Source organism: Kitasatospora sp. NPDC091257 (genome assembly GCF_044757675.1).
Lineage (GTDB): Bacteria > Actinomycetota > Actinomycetes > Streptomycetales > Streptomycetaceae > Kitasatospora > Kitasatospora lactacystinica.
Map to the genome: position 1 here is coordinate 1 of NZ_JBIVVI010000011.1, position 21399 is coordinate 21399.

Genomic DNA, 21399 nt, shown 5'->3' on the forward strand with positions numbered 1-21399 from the left:
CCTCTGCGTACGGCCCGCAACCCCGTCCCGAGGGCACGATGCCGCAGGCCAGCCTAGGCCCTGCGGCACCCCGCCCTCCCCCGGGTTTCCCCGTTTGTGGCAAGCCTGAGACACCCGCGGGCTTGACCGGTGTCATTCCGGCCAAGCCCGGTCACCACGCGGGCGCGCTCGCGCGGGCCGCCTACGCCACACCCGCCTCGCGCATCTGCCGCAGTTCCTTCTTCAGCTCCTTGACCTCGTCGCGCAGCCGGGCCGCGACCTCGAACTGGAGGTCGGCGGCGGCCGTGTGCATCCGGTCGGTCATCTCCTGGATGAGGTCCGCCAGTTCGGCGGCGGGCAGGGACTTGGCCGGCTTGCGCTCCGCGCCCAGCGACGGCACCGGGGCCTTGCCCTTGCCCTGGTTGCGGTAGCCCGTGGAGAGCAGCTCGTCGGTGTCCACGTCCTCGCGGGCGAGGGTGTCCAGGATGTCGCCGATCTTCTTGCGCAGCGGCTGCGGGTCGATCCCGTGCTCCTTGTTGTAGGCCTGCTGCACGGCCCGGCGGCGGTTGGTCTCGTCGATGGCCTTCTCCATCGAGGGAGTGATCCTGTCCGCGTACATGTGGACCTGGCCGGAGACGTTGCGGGCGGCACGGCCGATCGTCTGGATCAGCGAGGTGCCGGAGCGCAGGAAGCCCTCCTTGTCCGCGTCCAGGATCGCCACCAGCGACACCTCGGGCAGGTCCAGGCCCTCGCGCAGCAGGTTGATGCCGACCAGCACGTCGTACCGGCCCGCCCGCAGCTCCCGCAGCAGCTCCACCCGGCGCAGCGTGTCCACGTCGCTGTGCAGGTACCGGACCCGGATGTCCAGGCCGAGCATGTAGTCGGTGAGGTCCTCGGCCATCTTCTTGGTCAGCGTGGTGACCAGGACGCGCTCGTCCCGCTCCACCCGCTGACGGACCTCGTGCACCAGGTCGTCGATCTGGCCCTCGGTCGGCTTGACGATCACCTCGGGGTCGATCAGGCCGGTCGGGCGGATGATCTGCTCGACCTGGCCGTCCCCGCGCGACAGCTCGTACGGGCCGGGCGTCGCCGACAGGTAGACGGTCTGGCCGATCCGCTCCAGGAACTCCTCCCACTTCAGCGGGCGGTTGTCCATCGCGGAGGGCAGCCGGAAGCCGTGCTCGACCAGGGTGCGCTTGCGCGAGGCGTCGCCCTCGTACATCGCGCCGATCTGCGGGACCGTGACGTGCGACTCGTCGATGACCAGGAGGAAGTCCTCCGGGAAGTAGTCGAGCAGGGTGTTCGGCGGGGAGCCGGGCTCACGGCCGTCGAAGTGCATCGAGTAGTTCTCGACGCCCGAGCAGGTGCCGATCTGGCGCAGCATCTCGATGTCGTAGGTGGTGCGCATCCGCAGCCGCTGGGCCTCCAGCAGCTTGCCCTGCTTCTCCAGCCGGGCGAGCGTCCCCTCCAGCTCCTTCTCGATGCCGGTGATCGCGCGCTCCATGCGCTCGGGGCCGGCCACGTAGTGCGAGGCGGGGAAGACGTGGACGGATTCGTCCTGGCTGATGATCTCGCCGGTGAGCGGGTGCAGGGTGTACAGCGCCTCGATCTCGTCGCCGAACATCTCGATCCGGACGGCGAGCTCCTCGTAGACCGGGAAGATCTCGATGGTGTCGCCGCGGACCCGGAAGGTGCCGCGGGTGAAGGCCACGTCGTTGCGGGCGTACTGGATGTCGACGAAGCGGCGCAGCAGGTCGTCCCGGTCGATCTCCTGGCCGATCTTGAGCCGCACCATCCGGTCGACGTACTCCTGCGGGGTGCCGAGGCCGTAGATGCAGGAGACCGAGGCGACCACGATGACGTCCCGGCGGGTGAGCAGCGAGTTGGTCGCCGAGTGGCGCAGCCGCTCGACCTCCTCGTTGATCGAGGAGTCCTTCTCGATGTAGGTGTCCGTCTGCGGGACGTACGCCTCGGGCTGGTAGTAGTCGTAGTACGAGACGAAGTACTCGACGGCGTTGTTCGGCAGCAGCTCGCGGAACTCGTTGGCCAGCTGCGCGGCCAGCGTCTTGTTCGGCGCCATCACCAGGGTGGGCCGCTGCAGCTTCTCGATCATCCAGGCCGTGGTGGCCGACTTGCCGGTGCCGGTGGCACCGAGCAGTACGACGTCCTTCTCCCCTCCCCTGATCCGCCGTTCCAGCTCGGCGATCGCCGCCGGCTGGTCGCCGTTCGGCTGGAAGGGACTGACGACCTCGAAGGGCGCCACGGACCGCTCAATACTCGTGATGGGACGCACCACTCAACGGTACGACCCACCACTGACAAGCGAGGCCGGTTCGATCAGGCCGCGTGGGCCTCGAAGCTCATGGCCGGCTCCCGGGCGGGGTCGATCCGCACGACGGAGTCGAAGGCGGCGGCGAGTCGCTCGGTCAGCGGAAGGGCCGGATCGACCCCGCTCTCCTCGATGCCCCCGACGGTCTCCTCGGCCAGCACCATCCGCCGCCCGGCCGCGCGGCACTCCTCGCTCTCCCGGTGCTCCGCCGGCACGAGCCAGTGTGTGATGCGCATGGACCCGATCCGCAGCTCCCGCAGCGGGCCGCCCAGGTGGCTCGCCAACGGCAACGACAGCGCCTCACCGTCCTCGGCGAGGCGGTCGGCGGCGCGTTCGGCAGCCCGGTACTCGGCGGTCGGGCAGTTCTGGAGCCATACGCGCGCCTCGGGCTCGATCTCGATCCCGTAGCCCGCCCGGGACTCGTCACCGGTCGTGCCTCTCCCCTTCGCCCGGCAGTGGGAACAACTGCCGGGCGAGGGGGAGGGTCACGGGTCAGGCCTTGGCGCTGTCCCGGGCGAGGGCGACCAGGCGGGAGATGGCGCGCAGGTACTTCTTGCGGTAGCCGCCGCGCAGCATCTCCTCCGGGAAGACCTGGTCGAAGGGCAGGCCGGAGGCGGTGATCGGCAGCTCGCGGTCGTACATGCGGTCGGCGAGGACGACCAGGCGCAGCGCGGTGGACTGGTCGTCGACCTGCTTGACGCCGCGCAGGCAGACCGCGGTGACGTCGTCCAGCAGCGCGCCGTAGCGGCTGGGGTGGACGGCGGAGAGGTGGGCGAGCAGGGCGTCGAAGTCGTCCAGCGAGGCGCCGGGGGTGCGGTCCGCGACGTCTCCGACGGCCTCGTCGGAGTACGGCGGCGGGGCGTCCGGCAGGCCGCGGTGGCGGTAGTCCTGGCCGTCGATCCGCATCGGGCGGAAGTGCGCGGACAGGCCCTGGATCTCGCGCAGGAAGTCGGCGGCGGCGAAGCGGCCCTCGCCGAGCTTCTCCGGCAGGGTGTTCGAGGTGGCGCACAGCTTCACGCCGTTCTCGACCAACCGGCCGAGCAGGGTGGAGACCAGCACGGTGTCGCCCGGGTCGTCCAGCTCGAACTCGTCGATGCAGAGCAGCGTGTGCCCGGAGAGGGTCCGCACGGCCTGCTGGAAGCCGAGCGCGCCGACCAGGTTGGTCAGCTCGACGAAGGTGCCGAAGGCCTTGGGGCCGGGGGCGGCGTGCCAGAGCGAGGCGAGCAGGTGGGTCTTGCCGACGCCGTAGCCGCCGTCGAGGTAGACCCCGGCGGGGCCGGTGGGCGCGGGGGCGGAGCGGCGGAACCAGCTGCGCTTGGGCGGCGAACCGTTTCCTCCGCCGAGGGTGGCCGCGAACTGCTCCAGGACCTGGACGGCCTCGTACTGGCTCGGCTGGGTCGGGTCCGGGATGTACGTCCCGAAGCTCACGTCGGCGAACCGGGGCGGCGGGACCATCTCGGCGACCAGCCGCTCGGCGGGCACGACGGGACGGCGGGAGGTGAGCGCGATCGGGGAGCCGGACACGGGTGCGGCGGCTATCGGCTCGTTCGCGGTTGCGGAGTGGGAGGCTGCGGGCACATCAGTAGAGGGTACGCCTGCCCCGTACGCCGTCCGAACGACCCGCGGCCCCGGACGGAGCACGGCCCGCGGTGGAAGACTGGGATCATGCAACAGTTGATCAGCCCGCTGGGCGGCCGGCCCGCGGATCCGGCCGCACTGGAATCGCTCGCCGCCGTCTACGCGTACCCCGAACAGGTGAATCAGGGGCGCCCCTGGCTGCGCGCCAACATGGTGTCCGGCCTGGACGGCGGGGCCAGGCTGGACGGGCTCTCGGAGGGCCTCTCCGGCGACGCGGACAAGCGGATCTTCGGGGTGCTGCGGGCCCTGTCGGACGTGGTAGTGGTGGGCGCGGAGACGGTCCGCGCCGAGGGCTACCGGCCGGCCCGGGCGCGCCGGGAGTTCGCGGCGGCCCGGGCGGCGGCGGGCCAGGCGCCCGCCCCGGTGATCGCCGTGGTGAGCCGCTCGCTGCGGCTGGACCTGACCGCGCCGCTGTTCACCGAACCGCTGGTCAGGACGGTGGTGATCACCACCGGGGACGCCGATGCGGAGCGTCGTCGGGCGGTGGCCGAGGTGGCCGACCTGGTGCTCGCGGGCACGGGTTCGGTGGACCTGCGGGCGGGCGTGGCGGCCCTGGCCGAGCGGGGCTGGACCCGGCTGCTGACCGAGGGCGGCCCGCGTCTGCTGGGGCAGTTCGCGGCGGCCGGTCTGCTGGACGAGCTGTGCCTGTCGCTGGCCCCGCTGCTCACCGGCGGCGACGCGCCGCGCATCCTCCACGATGCCGGAATGCCGGACGTGCAGCGGATGGAGCTGGTCTCATTGATCGAGCAGAAAGGATTCCTCTTCACTCGCTACCTGCGTCACCTGGGTTCGGATGACCCCGTGACCCCCCGATCGTGATCCCGTTATGCGATGCCGGGGCCCGGGGGCCGGCCACTGGAAGGGACTCACGTGTTCAAGACGGTACTGATGATCGAAAAGGCTCTCTCCGACGCGGACGTGGAACTCGTCACCACGCTCCACGGCGAGGAGGAGGTGTCCTTCGTCGTCCTGATGCAGCCGCGCGGCAGGCAGGACGAACTGCTGCGGGCGCTCGACGACGTCGCCCTCGGCCACCTCGACAAGGTGGTCCACGAGCACGACGAGTCCGGGAACGCGCCGACGGTGGCCACCGAGTCGCTGGAGCACAGCCTGCGCCACCTGCGCACGGCCGGGGCCGGGGCGGTGGGCGAGCTGGTCGAGGAGAGGCCCCTGGAGCGGCTGCGCGCGGTCGTCGAGGAGCAGCGGGCGGACGAGGTGGTGGTGCTCACCTCCCCGCACTTCGTGGAGGAGTTCTTCCATCGCGACTGGGCCTCCCAGGCCCGGCACAAGGTGGGGGTCCCGGTGCTCAGGCTGTTCGCCAGCGACTCCTGAGCGACTCCTGGCCCGGCGCGGCGGTGGTGCAGAATCGTCCTTGCGGTCCGCCCGCGAGGACGATTCCGTCCTCCCGTCCCGTCCGCCCGCCCTGTCTGCCCCCGCCCCTACGGAGCCACGCCTTGAACGACGCCGCGCACGACCTGCACGCCCCGCACTTCATCGGCATCGGCGGCGCCGGGATGTCCGGCCTGGCGAAGATCCTCGCCGTGCGCGGGGCCAGCGTCTCCGGCAGCGACTCCAAGGAGTCCGAGACCGTCCTCGCGCTGCGTGCCCTCGGTGCCACCGTGCACGTCGGCCACGCCGCCGAGCACGTGCCGGACGGCACCAGCAGCGTGGTCGTCTCCAGCGCGATCCGCGCCGACAACCCGGAGCTGGCCGTCGCCCACGAGCGCGGCATTCCGGTGGTGCACCGCTCCGACGCGCTGGCCGCGCTGATGGGCGGCCGGCGAGCACTGGCGGTGGCCGGCACCCACGGCAAGACCACCACCACCAGCATGCTCGCCGTCGCCCTCGGCGAGCTGGGCCTGGACCCGTCCTACGCGATCGGCGGCGACCTCGACGCGCCCGGCTCCAACGCCCACCACGGCACCGGCGAGATCTTCGTCGCCGAGGCGGACGAGAGCGACCGCAGCTTCCACAAGTACGCGCCGGAGGTGGCGATCGTGCTCAACGTGGAGCTGGACCACCACGCCAACTACGCGTCGATCGAGGAGATCTACGAGTCCTTCGAGACCTTCGTCGGCCGGATCGTCCCCGGCGGCACCCTGGTGGTCTCGGCCGACCACGACGGCGCCCGCGAGCTCACCTCCCGGGTGGCCGGACGCGAGGGCCTGAACGTGGTGACGGTCGGCTCCGCCGAGGACGCCGACCTGCGGGTGCTGTCGGTGGTCGCCCGCGGCATGACCAGCGAGGTGACCGTGCTGCTGGACGGCGTCGAGCTGGCCTTCACCGTCTCGGTGCCCGGCCGGCACTACGCCCACAACGCGGTGGCCGCGCTGGCCGCCGGCGTCGCGCTGGGCGTCCCGGCCGCCGACCTGGCCAAGGCGCTCGGCGCCTACACCGGCGTGCGCCGCCGCCTCCAGCTCAAGGGCGAGGCCGCCGGCGTCCAGGTGATCGACTCCTACGCCCACCACCCCACCGAGATGGCCGCCGACCTGGAGGCGATCCGCGAGGGCCTGACCGGCGGTGGCCGGGTGCTGGTGGTCTTCCAGCCGCACCTGTTCAGCCGCACCCAGCAGCTCTCCGAGGAGATGGGCCGGGCCCTGGCGCTGGCCGACGCCTCCGTGGTGCTGGACATCTACCCGGCCCGCGAGGACCCGATCCCCGGCGTGACCAGCGAGCTGATCGTCGACGCCGCCCGCCGGGCCGGCGCCGAGGTCGCCGCCGAGCACTCCTTCGCCGCCGCTCCCGCCGTGCTGGCCGGCCTCGCCCGCCCGGGCGACCTGCTGCTCACCATGGGCGCCGGGGACGTCACCAACCTGGGCCCGGAAATCCTTCAGCACCTCGCGAACGTTGCTTCCAACGTCTGACACACGCACGCACGTACGCCGCGACCGGGAGCCGTGATGAGCTACGAGATCGAGAAGACCGAGGCCGAGTGGCGCGCCGAGCTCAGCCCCGAGGAGTACCACGTGCTCCGCGAGGCGGGCACCGAGCGCCCGTTCACCGGTGAGTACACCGACACCAAGACGGTCGGCGTCTACGGCTGCCGGGCCTGCGGGGCCGAACTGTTCAGCTCCGAGACCAAGTTCGACAGCCACTGCGGCTGGCCGTCCTACTACGCGCCGCTGGCCGGGGACCGGGTCCAGTACATCGAGGACACCTCGCTCGGCATGCGCCGGGTCGAGGTGCGCTGCGCCCGCTGCGGCGGGCACCTCGGGCACGTCTTCGAGGGCGAGGGCTACGGCACGCCGACGGACCAGCGGTACTGCATCAACAGCGTCTCGCTGACGCTGAAGCCGGCCGAGCAGGGCTGAGCGACGAACGGCAGGAGGCCCGGACACGTACGGTGTCCGGGCCTCCTGCCGTGCGGGCCTGCGTGCCCGGGCGTGCGTGCTGTCCCGGGCCCGCGTGCTGTCCGGGCGTGCGTGTCCGGGCCTACCCCTCGACCGGTGCGAAGCGGACCGGAAGGTGCATCAGCGCCCGGTGGAACGGGCCCGGGCGCCAGAGCAGGTCCTCGGCGGGGGTGGAGAGTTCGAGGTCGCTGAGGCGGCTGCCCAGCTGCTCGATGGCGGTGATCGCGATCAGCAGGGCCGGGTCCCGGGCCGGGCAGGCGTGCGGGCCGGCCGCCCAGGCCAGATGGGCGCTCTCCCCGCTGCGCAGCCCGCCGTCGTCGGTGGGCGGCGCGGCCTGGGAGTTGGCGGCCGCGTACGAGACCAGGACCAGCGTGCCCGCCTTGATCTCGCGGCCGTGGAAGGTGATGTCGTACCGCGGGTAGTGGGCCGAGAGGTTGGCCATCGGCGGCTCGTGCCAGAGCACCTCGTCGATCGCCTGGTGGGCGGTCATCGCCCCGCCGAACAGCGAGCCGGCGTAGCGGGCGTCGGTGAGCAGGCGCAGCAGGGCGTTGCCGATCAGGTTGGTGGTCGGCTCGTGCCCGGCGATCAGGGTCAGGGTGATCTGCCGGATCACCTCGTCGTCGTCCAGCCCGACCGGGTGGGTGACGTACATCGAGGTGAGGTCGTGCCGGGGCCGCGCGCGGCGCTCGGCGACCATCGCGGTGACCACCGCCAGGAGCTTCCCGTACGAGGCGCCCGCCCGCGCGGTGGACTCGATCAGCCCGGTGATCGCGTCCACCACCTCCTCGCGCTGCTCCGGCGGCACGCCGAACCAGGTGGTGAGCGCGAAGGCGGGCAGCCGGCGGGCGTACTCGGCGATCAGGTCGGCGTGCCCGACGGCGGCGAAGCGGTCGATCAGCCGGTGCGCGGTCTCGGCGACCTGGCGCTGGAGCCGGTGCGGTTCGAACAGTGCGAGGGCGTCGGTGATCACCGCCCGGTAGCGCGCGTGGGTCTCGCCGTCGCTGAACAGCGCGGTCGGGCGGTAGCCGAGCACCGGCAGCAGCGGGGAGTCCGGCGGGACGGTGCGCTGCCAGGCCCGGGAGTCCTTGGAGAAGGTGTCGGTGTCGCGCAGCAGGTCCAGTGCGGCCTGGTAGTCGGTGACCAGCAGGGCCTCGACGCCGGGCGCGACCTCGACCGGGGCGACCGCGCCGTGCCGCCGCAGCCGCTCGTAGACCAGCTGGGGGTCGGCGGCGAAGACCGGGCCGTGGATCGGGGTCGGGCGGGACTCGACGGTCACGGCTGCTCCGGGGTGGCGGGGTCCGCGGTGGCGGAGTCCGAGGTGGCGGGGGCGGCGGGCAGGGCGTCCAGGACGTGCTCGGCCAGCGCGATCAGCGCGTCCAGGCTGCTGTCGCGCTCGCGGGCGTCGCAGAGCAGCAACGGGGTCGCGGCGTGCAGGTCCAGGTGGGTGCGCAGCACCTCGACCGCGTGCTCCGGTGCGTCCGGGAAGCGGTTGACGGCGACGGCGTACGGCAGGCCCTGTTCCTCGACCATGTCCATGATCTCGAAGGAGTCGGCCAGCCGGCGGGTGTCGGCGAGCACCAGGGCGCCCACGGCGCCGCGGGCGATGTCCTGCCAGAGCGGGAAGAAGCGGCGCTGGCCGGGGGTGCCGAACAGGTAGAGCACGACGTTGCCGGGCAGGGTGAGCCGGCCGAAGTCGACGGCGACGGTGGTGGTGGCCTTCTCGGGCAGGCCGGCCAGGTCGTCCACCGGGCGGCCGGTCTCGGTCATCGCCTCCTCGGTGTGCAGGGTGGCGATCTCCGAGAGAGTGCGGATGAGGGTGGTCTTGCCGACCCCGAACGGGCCGGCCACCACCAGCTTCATCAGCGTCTGGTCCCGGTCGGGCAGGTAGCCCACCCGGCTCTGGTCTTCCGGGTCCGGCCGGGCGGCCGGGTCACCGGAGCGCACGGAGTCCAACGAGGAGCCTCTCGACGATGGAGCGGTCGGTCTGCTGGGCGCGCGGGATCGGTGCGCGGGCGCGCAGGCAGCCCGACTCGACCAGATCGGCCGCGAGGAAGACGGTGGCACTGACCGGCAGGCGCAGGTGCGCGGCGGCCTCCACCACGGTCAGCGCGCCGGGGCGCAGCAGTTCCCAGAGCCGGCGGTGTTCGGGTTCGAGCGCGGCCGGCGGGTCGGCGCGGTCGGCGAACAGCACGGTCAGCCGCTCGAAGCCCTTGGTGCCGGGGCGGCTGCGGCCGCCGGTGGCCAGGTAGGCGGGCACCATCCGCCTGCGGGGGGCGGCGGTCATGACCGGCCGTCGTCGTCCTGCCGCCGGGTCGGGCTCGCGAGCGCGCGACCGAGGGCGGCGACCTGCAGCTGCATCTGGTAGGCCACGTTGCCGAGTTGGGCGTCCGGCGAGGTGAACACGGCGAGCGAGGTGTTCTCCCCGGCGGGCACCACGATGGCGTAGCCGAGGTCGGACTCCACCACGGTCTGGGCCAGCCTGGGGCGCTCGGCGTCGGTGAACGCGGCGGTGAAGGCCCGGGCGGCGGCGTGCACGGTGGCGGTCATCGCGGCGACCCGCTCGGCCGAGGCGCGCTCCAGGCCGCCCGAGGCGCCCTCGACCAGGCCGTCCCCGGTGGCGATGACCGCGTGCAGCACCCCCGGCAGCTCCAGCAACGGGGTCAGCACCCACGAGATCTCGTCGGTGGTGGTCGGGCTGGGCGTGCTGCTCACTGCTCGGCTCCTTCTAAGGTCTGACCGGTGCTCTGGTCACCGGGATCGTGGCCGACGGTGGTGTCGCCGGGGTCGTGGCCGACGGTGGTGCCGCCGGGGGCGGCGGGGGTGCCGGTGGCGCCGGTCTCCTCGCGGGCGGCCCGGGCCACGGCGGCCCGGCCGGAGTCGGTGCCCTGCTGCAGCGCCTGCCAGTGGGCGGCGGCCTGCTCGGGGGTGCGGTCGGACGCCGGGGCGCGGTCGGATACCGGGGCGCGGTCGGACGCCGCGGCGCGAACGGGGACGGGCCTCGCGCCGGGCGGCTGCTCGGCGGCCAGCGGACGGCGGCGCCGCCGGGTGGGCAGGCCGGTGCCGTCGTCGGCCACGGGTGCGTCCGCCGCGGGCGCACCGGCCGTCGCGCCGTCCTTCGGGGTGGCGCCGACCGGCGCATCGCCGGCCGGCTCGTCACCCCCTGCCGTCGCGCCGTCCGTCCGGCCGACCGCCCGGCCGTCCGCGACCGGATCGGACGCCACCGGATCGGGCACCACCCGGATGGTCGGGGCCGGGTGCGGGCCCGGCTGGTTGTGGCGGTCGGCGAGCTGCGGGCCGTCCTGCTCGTCCGCGTCGCGCATCGGCGGGACGGCCGCGACGGTGGGCGCCGGGGCCGGCCCGGCGCCGGCCCGCAGCGGCAGCGGGGTGAGCACCGACAGCGGCTGCTCGTCGTCCACGACGGTCACCAGCGCGGCCGGGATGCGCAGGATGGTCCGCATGCCGCCGTACGGCGAGGGCTCGACGTGACAGGAGAAGCCGTACTGGCGGGCCAGCTTCCCGATCACCGCGAAGCCGGTCTTGGGCGGGTTGCCGAGCTCGGTGAGCAGCATGTCGGGCGGGCCGGCCAGCAGCCGGCGGGCGCGGCGCAGCTGGTCCTCGTCCATGCCGATGCCGCTGTCGTCGATGATCACCAGCGCGCCGCGGCCGCCCTGCTGGACGGTGACCGGGACGTCGGTCTCCGGGTGGGAGTAGGCGGTGGCGTTGGCGAGCAGCTCGGCGATGGTGACGGCGATCGGCTCGGCGGCCCGGGCGACCACGGCGAGGCGCTGCTCGCGCAGGTGGTTGGCGACCTTGATCCGGGCGTAGCCGGGCACCCGGGAGAGCGCGCCGACGACCACCTCGGCGAGCGGCGAGTCGGTGCGGGCCAGGCCCGGCCAGGCCTCGCAGAGCACCGCGATGGTCTGGATCCGGCGCAGCGCGACCTCGTTGCGGAAGTCGACCTCCAGCAGCCGGGGGTCGTCGTGCTCGTGCTGGAGCTGCTGGACCAGGCTCTGGATCTGGTACAGCAGGGTCTGGATCCGGGAGGTGGCGCCGCGCATGGCGGCGCGGGCGGCGGCGTCCACCCGCTCGCGCTCGTCGGCGAGGGCGGCGTGCGCGGCGTCCAGGACGGCCTGCAGCGCCCGGACCGCCTCGGGGCCGACGGCCTGCGGGTCCAGTGGGCCGACCAGTGGGGCGTTGCCGTGGGTGAGCCGTACGGCGGTGGCGGCGATCCGCTCCTGGGCGAGGTGGCCGATCTCGGCGAGCAGCGCGGTCGCCCGCGCCTCGGCGGCGGCGAGCGCGCTCTCGGCCCGCTCGGCCCGGTCGGTCGCGGCGGCGCCCTGCTGCAGGGCGTCCCGGACGGTGTCCTGCGCGTGCCGGGCCGCTTCCTGCGCCTCGCGGACGCTGTCCTCGGCGGCGCGGGTGCGCTCCTGCGCCCGCTGGGCCTCCTCGGCGGAGCATCGGGCGGCCTCCTGCGCCTCGCGCTGCTGCTGCTCGGCGCGGGCGAGCCTGCCCTCGGCGGCCCGGGTGCGCTCCTCGTTCCGGCCGAGCGCGGTCTCGGCGGCCGTCGCCCGGGCGACGGCCCCGGCCCGGCCGCGGGCGAGCACGGCCGCGGCCACGGCGGCGACCAGCGCCAGGACGATCAGCGCGATCTGCGTCATCGAAGTCCTCGGGGGGTGCTTGCGGGTGGGACCGGGTGGTGCGGCCGGGCCTGCCGGGAGGGGCGCGTTCTGGGAGCGCGGGTGGGGTCAGTTCCCGACGGCGTGCGGGCGCGGGGAGCGGGCGGCGTCCTCGGCCAGTTCCCGGGCCACCAGGGCGACCTGGCCCATGGCCTCCAGGGCGCCGGGGGCCGCGGAGCCGTCCAGGTGCCGGTACTCGGCCGCGAGGGTGAGCACCAGGCGCTCGGGCAGGCCGAGTTCGGGGTGGCGCTGTTCGGCGATCACCCGCCGGGCGGCGTCCAGCGCGGGTATGCCGGCGGCGTGCAGGGCGTGGGCGCGCTCGCGGACGTAGGAGAGGTAGCCGATGTGCTCCCGGACGCCGTCGCGGTCGAGCACCGGGCCGTGGCCGGGCACGAAGATCTCCGCGCCGGTGGCGAGTGCCTGCTCGCAGGCGCCGATGACGTTCTCCAGCGGTCCGGCCCAGTGCGAGGGGTGGTCGCCGGGCTGCTCGGGCGTCGAGGAGAAGATCACGTCGCCGGTGAAGACCGCGCGCTGGTGCGGGAGGTGGACCATGAGGTCCCCACCCGTGTGGGCGGCGGGCAGGCTGGTGATCCGCACCGGGTAGCGGCCGACGGTCAGCTCCAGCTCGCCGGTGAAGACGGTGTCGGGGCGCACCGGCGCGGTGCCGGACCAGTCGAACTGCCCGAAGTGCTCCCTCAGGTAGCCGCCGAGCGGCGACTGCGGGTCGCTGTTGACGACCAGCGCGTGCTGCTGCTGCGGGGTGGGCTCCCAGTGGATGTGTTCCAGCGCCTCGCGGGTGGCGATCACCTCGGCGTCCGGCAGCACCCCGGCGCCCCACAGGTGGTCCCCGTTGGCGTGGGTGACGACCACTCGGTCGATCCCGACCCCGTCCGGCAGCAGCCGCCGGCTCGCGGCGAGGAACTCCCCGGCCATCGAGGGGTCGTACGGCGTGTCGATCCAGAGCGCGGTGGCCTCCGAGGCCAGCAGCCCGCAGTTGGCCAGGCCCCAGCCCCGCTTCGGCGGGAGCCACACGTACAGGTCCTCGGCAATCGCGCTCACGTTCGCACGGCTGATCGTCATGTGCGCGATTATGCCCATGTCGTGACAGGAGTGGAGCAAAACCATTACAGTTCAAGCCACTTCGCGCCCGAAGAAACCCGAGCTGTCCCGATTCGTCCCACGTGGTCTGGACCACATCTGGCCGAAGTGGCCCGGCCCGGGCCCCGGTTGGGTCCGTACCGGGCCGGGGATCGGTCCGGGCCGGGCCGGGGATCGGTCCGGGGGAGCGTCAGATCTCCTGCTCCGCCGACCGCTCCAGCTGCTTGATCCCCTTGCGCTCCCCCGCACAGCGTTCGTAGCCGAGCCAGGCGTTGATCGCCAGCATCGGCCCGTTGGTCGTGTCGTTGCTGGTGTACGCGTGCCGGTAGCCGGCCGCCGCGGCGAGCCGCAGCGACTCCAGCTTGGCCAGCTTGCTCAGCCCCCGGCCGCGGAACTCCCGGCGGCAGGCGGTGAACGCGGACCAGTAGCGGTCCACGCCGTCGGTCTGCGCCATGCTGAAGGCGGCCGGCCGGCCGTCCACCACGGCGACGACGCTCAGCGCCGCGTCCCGGTCCGGCCTGGCCCAGTCGTTGCGCAGCCAGTCCTCGTACGTGAGGGCGTCCATCGGCACCTCGCTGCCGGGCTCGTCCAGGATCGCGTCCGCCTCGACCAGGAACACCGGGTACGGGTCGTCCGCCCAGTCGGCGGCCGGGCGCACCTCGACACCGGCCGGCCGTACGGGAGCGGGCGGCAGCGGCAGCGCGAGGTCCCGTCCGGCGAACTGCATGGTGCGCCCGATCCGGTAGCCCCGGGCGGTGGCGAAGACCTGCGAGGCGGGCTCGTCGTCCAGCCAGGTGTGCAGCTCCGTCACGCCGTGCCCGGTCAGGTGCCGCTCGGCCGCGGCCAGCAGGGCGGTGGCCGCGCCGCGCCGCCGGTACTCCGGCAGCACGCTGCCGTTGGCGTAGCCGACACCCGTGGTCGTCGTCCCGAGCACCACCCCGCAGCGCACCGCGCCGACCACCCGGCCGTCCAGTTCGGCGACGAAGGTGCGGAAGTGCTCCTCGGGGCTGGGCTGGGCGTTCAACCAGACCAGCGTCTCGGCGGAGAGCACCAGGTGTTCGCGCCCGGCCCGGTGGGCCGCGGCCACGGCCACGGCGTCCTCGGGGTGGAAGTCACGGATCGTCACGGAGGAGGAATTCGAGGAAGTCATGGATTCCCACGCTAGCCCGCAGGCCCGTCCGGCGCCTCCGGTTTTCCCGCCGGAAGGGCGCCCCACCTGCGCGGACGGCCCGGGCTCGGGACCAAAGTCCCTCACGGCCGGCACGACATGCTCAAATAATGCTCTGAGAAGACCGGGCGAGGCTTGGCAGCCACCCCGCCCGGGGACATTCTCAGCAGCACGGCCGCGCGGTTCCGGCGACGACGCCCGCACCGCTCGACGGCCCTCCCACCCGGCCCTCCGAAGGGGGCGAACCGATGATTTCCCCTGCCCTGGAACTGCCTGCCTCCGCCACCGCGAGCCGAGGAGCCGCACCCCTGGGAACCGCGCGCCGGGAGGCCGCGCCCCGGGAGGCCGCGCCCCGTCTGGGCGTCGGCCTCGGCTGGCGCAGCGAGATCGACACCGTGGTCGAGAGCCGGACCGGCCTGGACTGGGTCGAGGTGGTCGCCGAGAACATCTGCGCCGACCACCTGCCCGAGTCCCTGACCGTGCTGCGCGGACGCGGCGTCACCGTCGTCCCGCACGGCGTCGGCCTCGGCCTCGGCGGCGCCGACCTGCCCGACCCCGGCCGCCTCGACCGGCTCGCCGAGGCCGCGCTGGCACTCGACTCCCCGCTGGTCAGCGAGCACCTGGCGTTCGTCCGGGCCGGCGGTCTGGAGGCCGGCCACCTGCTGCCCGTCCCCCGGACCCGGGACTCGCTGCGGGTGATCGCCGAGAACGTCCGGATCGCCCAGGACCACCTGCCGGTGCCGCTCGCCCTGGAGAACATCGCCGCCCAGCTCGCCTGGCCGGACGACGAGTTCACCGAGGGCCAGTTCCTCGCCGAGCTCGTCGAGCGCACCGGCGTCCGGCTCCTGATCGACGTCGCCAACCTGCACACCAACCGGGTCAACCTCGGCATCGACCCGGCCGCCGAGCTCGACCGCCTGCCGCTGGAGGCGCTCGCCTACGTCCACGTCGCGGGCGGCACCCTGATCGACGGCGTCTGGCACGACACCCACGCCCACCCCGTCACCGAACCGGTGCTGGAGGTGCTGGCCGAACTCTGCGCGCGGGTCGCCCCGCCCGGGGTGCTGCTGGAGCGGGACGCCAACTTCCCGCCGCCCAGCGAACTGGCCGGTGAACTGGACGCCATCCGCCGGGTGCTGGAGGGGAGCACCCGGCGATGAGCGACCTGACCAGAACGGCGCGGGAGAACACCGACCCGCGTCTCACCACCGACCACGACCCCGCCGGCCCGGGCCCCGCCGAGCAGGACCTCGCCGCCGCCCGGCGGCGCCTGGCCCGGCGCCAGGAGGAGCTACTGGCCGCCCTGGTGGCCGGCGGGCCCGTCCCGCCCGGCTTCGACGAGCGGCAGGTCCGCGCCCAGTCCACCGGCCTGGCCGCCAAGCGGCGGGACACCACCGCCAAGGTCGCCCCGGACCTGCCCCGGGCGCTCGGGGCGCAGTACGGGCCGCTCTTCCTCGGCTACGCCCGCTCCCACCCGCAGACCGGCGGCTACCGGGCCGACGCCCGGGCCTTCGCGCAGTGGGTGCTCACCGACGGCGGCCCGCTCGCCGACGACCACCGCCGGGCCCTGGAGCAGTGGCTCCACCCGGCACCCGTACGGCCGCCGGGCCCGCTCGCGCGCCTGCGCCGGGCCCTGCGCCCGGCCCCGCGCCGCTAGCCGGCGGCCGGGCCGCCGGCGAACCCGGCGACACCTGATCCTGACGCACTGTCACCACCTCGGGGGAACAGCCCATGTGGCACAACAGCTACTTCATCGTCCCGGCCGTCCTGCTGGCGGCCGCCGCCCTGTACGCCGCCCGGACCCGGCAGCACATCGGCCGGGTCCGCTACGCCAAGGGCCTGCCCGGCCGCGGTCTGCCGCTGCTCGACACCGCGTTCCTGTCCGGCGGGCCGGGGCGGGTGTTCGACACCGCCGTGGTCCGGATGCACATGAGCGAGCAGGTCGTGATCAGCCGCTCCGGTCTGGTCACGCTCACCGGCTCCAAGCCGTACGACGCCGTCGACAAGGCGGTCCAGGACGCGGTCGGTCCGACCGGCAGCCGTCAACTCGGCTCGCTGCGCCACACCGTGATGCGCTCCGCCGCCGTCCAGGAGATCGGTGACCGGCTCGCCGACCGCGGCCTGCTGCGCCGCCCCGAGCGGCTGCGGCGGGCCCGCACCGCCCGTCGGCTGCTCTGGCTCGCGCTGCTGCTCGTGGTGGCCTCCGCGGTGGCCTCCCTGCTGCTCGACGACGGCGCCGCCGGCCACGACCGCCCGAACCTCTGGGTCCCGGGCCTCCTGCTGTTCGGGGGCCTCACCGCGCTGCTCGCCACCGCGCCGGTCAAGGGCAGGATCACCCCGGCCGGGCAGCGCCAGCTCTCCCTGATGCAGGGCACCCCGTGGAAGCCCAACGCCGGGATGCCGCCCCGGCTGGCCGGCGGCGCGCTGCTGGGCGCGCTCGCGCTCGGCGGCCTGGCCGCCGCCGGGCTGGACAACCCGGAGCTGGAGGCCGCGATGCTGACCGCGTCGGCCGAGGAGGAGGCCGTACGGCAGGCGGTCGCCGCGAACGCCTCCTCGTCGTCCTCGTCGTCCTCGTCCTCGTCGTCGGCCTCCTCGTGCTCCTCCGGTTCCTCCGGCACCGACGGCGGCTCCGCGGCCTGGTGCGGGTCCTCCGACTTCGGTTCCTCCGGCTCCGGCTGCGGCTCGTCCAGCTGCGGATCCTCCTCGTCCAGCTGCGGATCCTCCTCGTCCAGCTGCGGGTCCTCCTCCAGCTGCGGATCCTCGTCCTCCTCCAGCTGCGGGTCGAGCTGTGGCGGCGGCGGCTGCGGCTCCTGAGACCCTCCGGGCGCGCCGCCGGACGTCACAGTTCGGTATCGCGGACCGGGAAGACGTTCCGCCCGCCGTCGACGCAGGCATACAACAAGCCCATGTGGTTGCTGTTCCTCATACCGGCCTGTGTCGCGGCGGTCCTGTCCTGCCTCCGACTGGTCCGGATGACCGCCACCGCCGACGCCCTGGCCGACCAGGCCGGCCTGCGGCCCCCCGAAGCCGTCGGCATCGGCCTGTACGAGACCGCCTACCTGGCCGGCGGCCCGGACCGGGTGGTCGAACTCGCCCTCGTCCTGATGACCGGCCGCGGGCGGCTGCACCTGGCGCACACCGGCTGGACCACCGTGGTCGACCCCAGGGGCCGCAGCCGCCTGGAGCGGGCGGTCATCGCCACCGTCGGCCCCGAGGTCCAGTGCCGGACCGACGAGCTGCGCCGGGCGATGGCCGAGCACCCCACCGTGCTGGAGATCGGCGCCCGGCTCACCCTGGCGGGCCTGGCCACCCCGGCCCTGGTGCAGCGCAACACCGTGGTGGTGGTCCGGCAGGTCCGGCACGCGCTGCTGCTGACGCTGGTCCTGCTGGCCGCCTCGCTGGCCCTCGGCGGCTTCACCGGGGGTGACACCCTCGCCCCGCTCGCCTGGTTCTCCCTGCCGGTGGCGCTCACCTCGGGCACCCTGCTGATGGCCCGGGTGGACGTCTACCCGTACACCCGCTGGGCCTCCCCGATCGGCCAGGAGGTCCTGCGCGAGGTCCGTCCGACCCGCCAGCGCGGCCTGGCCGACGACGAGGAGCGCGAACTGCTCACCGCCGTCGCCATGAACGGCCCGGCCGTCCTGCCCGACGCCCGGCTCCGCGCCGCCCTGCGCCCGCACCGGACCTGAAAACCGGCTGCACCGACCGCTGCGACCAGGGCAGACTCCCACCCATGGACACACCCGACCCCGCCGAGCGGGGCCCCGCCGACCGCGCCCCGGACTCGCCGGCCCTCGGCCGGAAGGGCCTCGCGACGCTGGAGCGCGCCCGCTTCGAGGGCCGCCCGGTCCGGCTGCGCCGCTCCATCCCGGGCGCGGACCGGCTGGAGGGCTTCGTCCTCGGCACCGGCCCGGTCTGGACCCTGCTCGCCATCTGCACCGACCACCGCCTCGACGGCTGGAGCGCCGTCCGCACCGCCGACCTGCACAAGGTCCGCGACCGGGGCGGCCCCGAGAGCCTGACCGTACGGGTGCTGCGCCGCCGCGGTCTGTGGCCGGTCCGCCCGCCCGGCACCGACCTGCCGCTGGACGACCTGCCCGGCCTGCTCACCGCCGCCTGCGCCGAGTACGGTCTGATCGCCCTGCACACCGAGCGCCGCGACCCCGGCGCCTGCTGGGTCGGTACGGTCACCGCGCTGCGGCCCGCCTCGCTGCGGCTGCACGAGGTCGACCCCGAGGCGCGCTGGTACCCGGAGCCGACGAAGTTCCGTTTCGAGGACGTCACCCGGGTCGACCTCGGCGACCACTACACCTCCGTGCTGCGCGAGTTCGCCGGGGCGCGCCCGTAGCGACGCCGGAGGCCGGCTCCCCGTCGGGGAACCGGCCTCCGGGAGGAACCGCGGGAACCGTCAGACCAGGCCGTTCAGCAGCTCGCTGACCGGCTTGCGCCGACCGGTGAAGAACGGCACCTCCTCGCGGACGTGCAGCCGGGCCCGGGAGGGGCGCAGATCGCGCATCAGGTCGACGATCCGGTGCAGCTCGTCCGCTTCGAAGGCGAGCAGCCACTCGTAGTCGCCGAGCGCGAACGAGGCCACCGTGTTGGCCCGCACGTCCGGGTAGCCGCGCGCCATCTGGCCGTGCTCGGCGAGCATCGCGCGCCGCTCGGCGTCCGGCAGCAGGTACCACTCGTAGGAGCGGACGAACGGGTACACGCAGACGTAGTCGCGCGGGCGCTCGTCGGCCAGGAAGGCCGGGATGTGCGACTTGTTGAACTCGGCCGGGCGGTGCAGCGCCATGTTCGACCAGACCGGCTCCAGCAGCCGGCCGAGGCCGGTGCGGCGGAAGCGGTTGTACGCCTCCTGGAGGTCGTCCGAGTCGGCGGCGTGCCACCAGACCAGGATGTCGGCGTCCGCGCGCAGACCGGAGACGTCGTACGTGCCGCGCACGGTCACGTCCTTGGCGGCCAGCTGGGCGAACAGCTCGTCCACCTCGGCGGCCAGCGCGGTGCGGTCCTCGGGCAGGGCGCCCTTGAGCTTGAACACCGACCACATCGTGTAGCGGATGACCTGGTTCAGGTCGCGCGCCTTCTTCTTCTCGGGCTGCTGCTCCCGCTCAACGCTCTCAGTCATGCGCCCATTGTCCTCTCCGTGGAGCCTTCCCCGGTCGCCGGGGTCAACAGTCTGTCGACGGCGGCCGCCGCGGCGGCCGCCGAACCGATGCACGCCGGAATGCCCACCCCGTCGTACGCGGCGCCGCACAGCGCCAGCGCGCCCACCCGCGCCACCTGGGCCCGCACCCGGGCCACCCGGTCCAGGTGCCCCACCGGGTACTGCGGCAGACCGGCCGTGAAGCGGGAGACGAAGGTGTCGTACGGCCGGGCGGTCAGCCCGATCGCCTCCTCCAGGTCCGCCAGCGAGCGCGCCACCAGCTCCTCGTCCGGCAGCCCCAGCGCCTCCTCCTCGCGGTACCGGCCCAGCGAGGTGCGCAGCAGGAACGCGTCCGGCGCGGAACGCTCCAGCCAGCCCCACTTGTTGGAGGAGAAGGTCGAGGCCTTGATCCGCCGCCCGTCCACCGGCGGCACCAGGAAGCCGCTGCCGCCGGGCGGCTCGGCCAGGTCGGCGCGGCGGAAGGCCAGGGTCACCAGGGCCATGCCCGCGTACTCGACGGCGTCCAGGTCGGTGGCGGCCGCCGGGGCGTCCTCGCGCAGCAGTCGGGCCGCGACGGGGGCCGGGACGGCCAGCACCACGGCGTCCGCGTGCAGCACCTCGCCGCCGGCCACCACCCGCCAGCCGTCGGGGGTGCGGCGCAGCTCGTCCACCGGGGCGTCGGTGCGCAGGTCCACCCCCGCCTTGACGCAGGCCGCGGCGACCGCGCCGGGCAGGGTGCCGAGGCCGCCGCGCAGGCCCTGGAACACCGGGGTGCCGGCCACCTTCGGCCGGGAGGCCAGCTCGTGCACCCCCTCGACCAGCGAGCCGCCGCCGCGCGCGATCGACAGCAGCTGCGGGACGGCGGCGCGCAGCGAGATCTCCTCGGCGCGGCCGGCGTAGACGCCGCCGAGCAGCGGCTCGACCAGCCGGTCCACGACCTCCTGGCCCAGCCGGTCGGCGACGTAGCGGCCGATCGCGACGTCCTCGCCGATCTCGCCGGGCCGCTCGTTCCGGGCCCGCTCCAGCCCCTCGTCGGTCAGCACGCCGGAGGCGGCCAGCGCCTCCAGGTCACCGGGGACGCCCATCACCTGCCCGCCGGGCAGCGGCCGCAGCGCGCCGCGGGTCCAGATCGCGGCCTTCGCGGTGGTCGGCGGCTCCAGCTCCTCGCCGAGCCCGACCGCCCGTGCCAGGTCCACCGCCTCCGGCCGCCGGGCCAGCACCGACTCGGCCCCGAGGTCCACCCGGACCCCGCCGACCTCTCCGCCCCACAGCTTCCCGCCGATCCGCCCGGACGCCTCCAGCAGCGTGACCCGCGCCCGCGCGGCCACCCCGGCGGCACCGCTCAGGAAAGCGGCCGCGGCCAGCCCCGCGATCCCACCACCGACGACGACGACCTGTGCATCCGACATGCCCCGCAGTCTCGCAGGTCTTTACGCCGGACCCTCATTCCCCTGCACGCCGGAGGTCGATCGCGATCGGGAACGGCACCGGGCGTTCCAGTCTGCCGCGGAGGATTCCGGCGGGTGCGTACGAAGCGGTCACCTGGTCCGGCTCGTAGACGTGCACGACCGGCAGGCCGTCGTCCTCCTCCTCGACGATCCAGTAGTGCGGGATTCCGGCCTCGGCGTACTTGCGGAACTTGACGCCGCGATCGCGGTGCTCCGGCCCCGGAAGACCAGTGCGCCGTCGATCAGCTCGATGTGCTTGGGCGCGTCGGGCAGGTGGTCGAGGTCCTCGGCGTACCAGCCCTCGGCCTGCGGCGGACTCATCCATTCCGGCAGCTCGTCCATGGGTGTCACATCATCGGAAATGCCATGTCCCGTAGGCTGCTTCGCATGGAACCGATCATGGTGAGTGCGTGTCTGGCCGGGATCCCCTGTCGGTACGACGGGCGGGCGAAGACCTCCGACGACGCCGTGCGGCTGGTCGAGCGGGGGCGGGCCGTGGTGGTGTGCCCGGAGGGGAAGCCTTCCTCGCCCTGGACGACCTGCTCACCCGGATCGGCGAGGACGCCC

The 21399-nt window shown here is 74.1% G+C and carries 20 protein-coding genes and 2 pseudogenes; 9 read left to right on the top strand and 13 right to left on the bottom strand.

Annotation, left to right across the window (positions count from 1 at the left end):
- Positions 1 to 181: 181 nt before the first annotated feature.
- The 3 genes from uvrB to zapE all read right to left on the bottom strand — a co-directional run bounded on the left by uvrB (position 182) and on the right by zapE (position 3847).
- Positions 182 to 2272 carry an excinuclease ABC subunit UvrB gene (gene uvrB / locus ACIQOV_RS01060; RefSeq protein ID WP_401043417.1) on the bottom strand — a complete coding sequence of 697 codons (2091 nt, stop codon included), beginning with the start codon at positions 2270 to 2272 and terminating at the stop codon, positions 182 to 184.
- A 44-nt stretch (positions 2273 to 2316) separates the two neighbouring features.
- Positions 2317 to 2544, bottom strand: a complete 228-nt coding sequence (locus ACIQOV_RS01065) for a hypothetical protein (RefSeq protein ID WP_401043420.1) — start codon at positions 2542 to 2544, stop codon at positions 2317 to 2319.
- Positions 2545 to 2800: 256 nt separating this feature from the next.
- Complete coding sequence (gene zapE, locus ACIQOV_RS01070; RefSeq protein ID WP_401043453.1) at positions 2801 to 3847, bottom strand: cell division protein ZapE; 1047 nt, start codon at positions 3845 to 3847, stop codon at positions 2801 to 2803.
- 126 nt (positions 3848 to 3973) lie between these two features.
- On the opposite strand from zapE, the gene ACIQOV_RS01075 reads away from it, so the two are divergent.
- The 4 genes from ACIQOV_RS01075 to msrB all read left to right on the top strand — a co-directional run bounded on the left by ACIQOV_RS01075 (position 3974) and on the right by msrB (position 7257).
- Positions 3974 to 4765 (top strand): pyrimidine reductase family protein, encoded by a 792-nt coding sequence (locus ACIQOV_RS01075; RefSeq protein WP_401043422.1) that lies wholly within the window; start codon positions 3974 to 3976, stop codon positions 4763 to 4765.
- 51 nt (positions 4766 to 4816) lie between these two features.
- Positions 4817 to 5278: an indole-3-glycerol phosphate synthase gene (locus ACIQOV_RS01080; protein WP_359915318.1), complete on the top strand. Its 462-nt coding sequence runs from the start codon at positions 4817 to 4819 to the stop codon at positions 5276 to 5278.
- Between the two features lie 122 nt (positions 5279 to 5400).
- A complete protein-coding gene (gene murC / locus ACIQOV_RS01085) occupies positions 5401 to 6810 on the top strand; it encodes a UDP-N-acetylmuramate--L-alanine ligase (RefSeq protein WP_380359016.1) in 1410 nt (469 codons plus the stop codon).
- 36 nt (positions 6811 to 6846) lie between these two features.
- Positions 6847 to 7257 (top strand): peptide-methionine (R)-S-oxide reductase MsrB, encoded by a 411-nt coding sequence (gene msrB, locus ACIQOV_RS01090; RefSeq protein WP_401043425.1) that lies wholly within the window; start codon positions 6847 to 6849, stop codon positions 7255 to 7257.
- A 121-nt stretch (positions 7258 to 7378) separates the two neighbouring features.
- On the opposite strand, the gene ACIQOV_RS01095 is transcribed toward msrB, so the two are convergent.
- The 7 genes from ACIQOV_RS01095 to ACIQOV_RS01125 all read right to left on the bottom strand — a co-directional run bounded on the left by ACIQOV_RS01095 (position 7379) and on the right by ACIQOV_RS01125 (position 14220).
- Positions 7379 to 8572: a cytochrome P450 gene (locus ACIQOV_RS01095; protein ID WP_401043428.1), complete on the bottom strand. Its 1194-nt coding sequence runs from the start codon at positions 8570 to 8572 to the stop codon at positions 7379 to 7381.
- Positions 8569 to 9156 (bottom strand): GTP-binding protein, encoded by a 588-nt coding sequence (locus tag ACIQOV_RS01100; protein WP_401043455.1) that lies wholly within the window; start codon positions 9154 to 9156, stop codon positions 8569 to 8571. Before ACIQOV_RS01100 ends, ACIQOV_RS01095 begins: the two co-directional genes overlap by 4 nt.
- A 70-nt stretch (positions 9157 to 9226) precedes the next feature.
- Positions 9227 to 9580, bottom strand: coding sequence for a DUF742 domain-containing protein (locus tag ACIQOV_RS01105; RefSeq protein WP_401043431.1), 354 nt, complete (start codon positions 9578 to 9580; stop codon positions 9227 to 9229).
- Positions 9577 to 10008, bottom strand: a complete 432-nt coding sequence (locus ACIQOV_RS01110) for a roadblock/LC7 domain-containing protein (RefSeq protein ID WP_387685596.1) — start codon at positions 10006 to 10008, stop codon at positions 9577 to 9579. The genes ACIQOV_RS01105 and ACIQOV_RS01110 overlap by 4 nt, the downstream gene beginning before the upstream one ends.
- A complete protein-coding gene (locus ACIQOV_RS01115) occupies positions 10005 to 11954 on the bottom strand; it encodes an ATP-binding protein (protein ID WP_401043435.1) in 1950 nt (649 codons plus the stop codon). The genes ACIQOV_RS01110 and ACIQOV_RS01115 overlap by 4 nt, the downstream gene beginning before the upstream one ends.
- A gap of 87 nt (positions 11955 to 12041) precedes the next feature.
- Positions 12042 to 13052, bottom strand: coding sequence for an MBL fold metallo-hydrolase (locus tag ACIQOV_RS01120; RefSeq protein ID WP_401043437.1), 1011 nt, complete (start codon positions 13050 to 13052; stop codon positions 12042 to 12044).
- A gap of 208 nt (positions 13053 to 13260) precedes the next feature.
- Positions 13261 to 14220, bottom strand: coding sequence for a GNAT family N-acetyltransferase (locus ACIQOV_RS01125; protein WP_401043439.1), 960 nt, complete (start codon positions 14218 to 14220; stop codon positions 13261 to 13263).
- Between the two features lie 326 nt (positions 14221 to 14546).
- On the opposite strand from ACIQOV_RS01125, the pseudogene ACIQOV_RS01130 reads away from it, so the two are divergent.
- From ACIQOV_RS01130 to ACIQOV_RS01145, 4 genes and pseudogenes are all read left to right on the top strand, one after another.
- Positions 14547 to 15895 (top strand): annotated as a pseudogene (locus ACIQOV_RS01130) (DUF692 domain-containing protein).
- Positions 15896 to 15969: 74 nt separating this feature from the next.
- The gene (locus tag ACIQOV_RS01135; RefSeq protein WP_401043442.1) at positions 15970 to 17052 is read left to right on the top strand and encodes a TIGR04222 domain-containing membrane protein; all 1083 of its coding nucleotides are present in this window, start codon (positions 15970 to 15972) and stop codon (positions 17050 to 17052) included.
- Positions 17053 to 17144: 92 nt separating this feature from the next.
- On the top strand, positions 17145 to 17927 hold the full coding sequence (locus tag ACIQOV_RS01140; protein WP_401043444.1) for a TIGR04222 domain-containing membrane protein: 783 nt from the start codon (positions 17145 to 17147) through the stop codon (positions 17925 to 17927).
- A 44-nt stretch (positions 17928 to 17971) separates the two neighbouring features.
- Positions 17972 to 18586 (top strand): hypothetical protein, encoded by a 615-nt coding sequence (locus ACIQOV_RS01145; protein WP_401043447.1) that lies wholly within the window; start codon positions 17972 to 17974, stop codon positions 18584 to 18586.
- A gap of 60 nt (positions 18587 to 18646) precedes the next feature.
- Here the strand turns inward: ACIQOV_RS01145 and hemQ are convergent, their stop codons facing one another.
- The 3 genes and pseudogenes from hemQ to ACIQOV_RS01160 form a co-directional block, all read right to left on the bottom strand.
- Positions 18647 to 19366 (bottom strand): hydrogen peroxide-dependent heme synthase, encoded by a 720-nt coding sequence (gene hemQ, locus ACIQOV_RS01150; RefSeq protein WP_359914362.1) that lies wholly within the window; start codon positions 19364 to 19366, stop codon positions 18647 to 18649.
- Positions 19363 to 20793, bottom strand: coding sequence for a protoporphyrinogen oxidase (hemG, locus tag ACIQOV_RS01155; protein WP_401043450.1), 1431 nt, complete (start codon positions 20791 to 20793; stop codon positions 19363 to 19365). The genes hemQ and hemG overlap by 4 nt, the downstream gene beginning before the upstream one ends.
- Before the next feature lie 34 nt (positions 20794 to 20827).
- Positions 20828 to 21174: pseudogene (locus ACIQOV_RS01160) on the bottom strand (hypothetical protein).
- Positions 21175 to 21231: 57 nt separating this feature from the next.
- Here ACIQOV_RS01160 and ACIQOV_RS01165 point away from each other — a divergent pair.
- On the top strand, positions 21232 to 21399 hold a 168-nt coding region (locus ACIQOV_RS01165; RefSeq protein WP_401043458.1), incomplete at its 3' end, for a 2-thiouracil desulfurase family protein.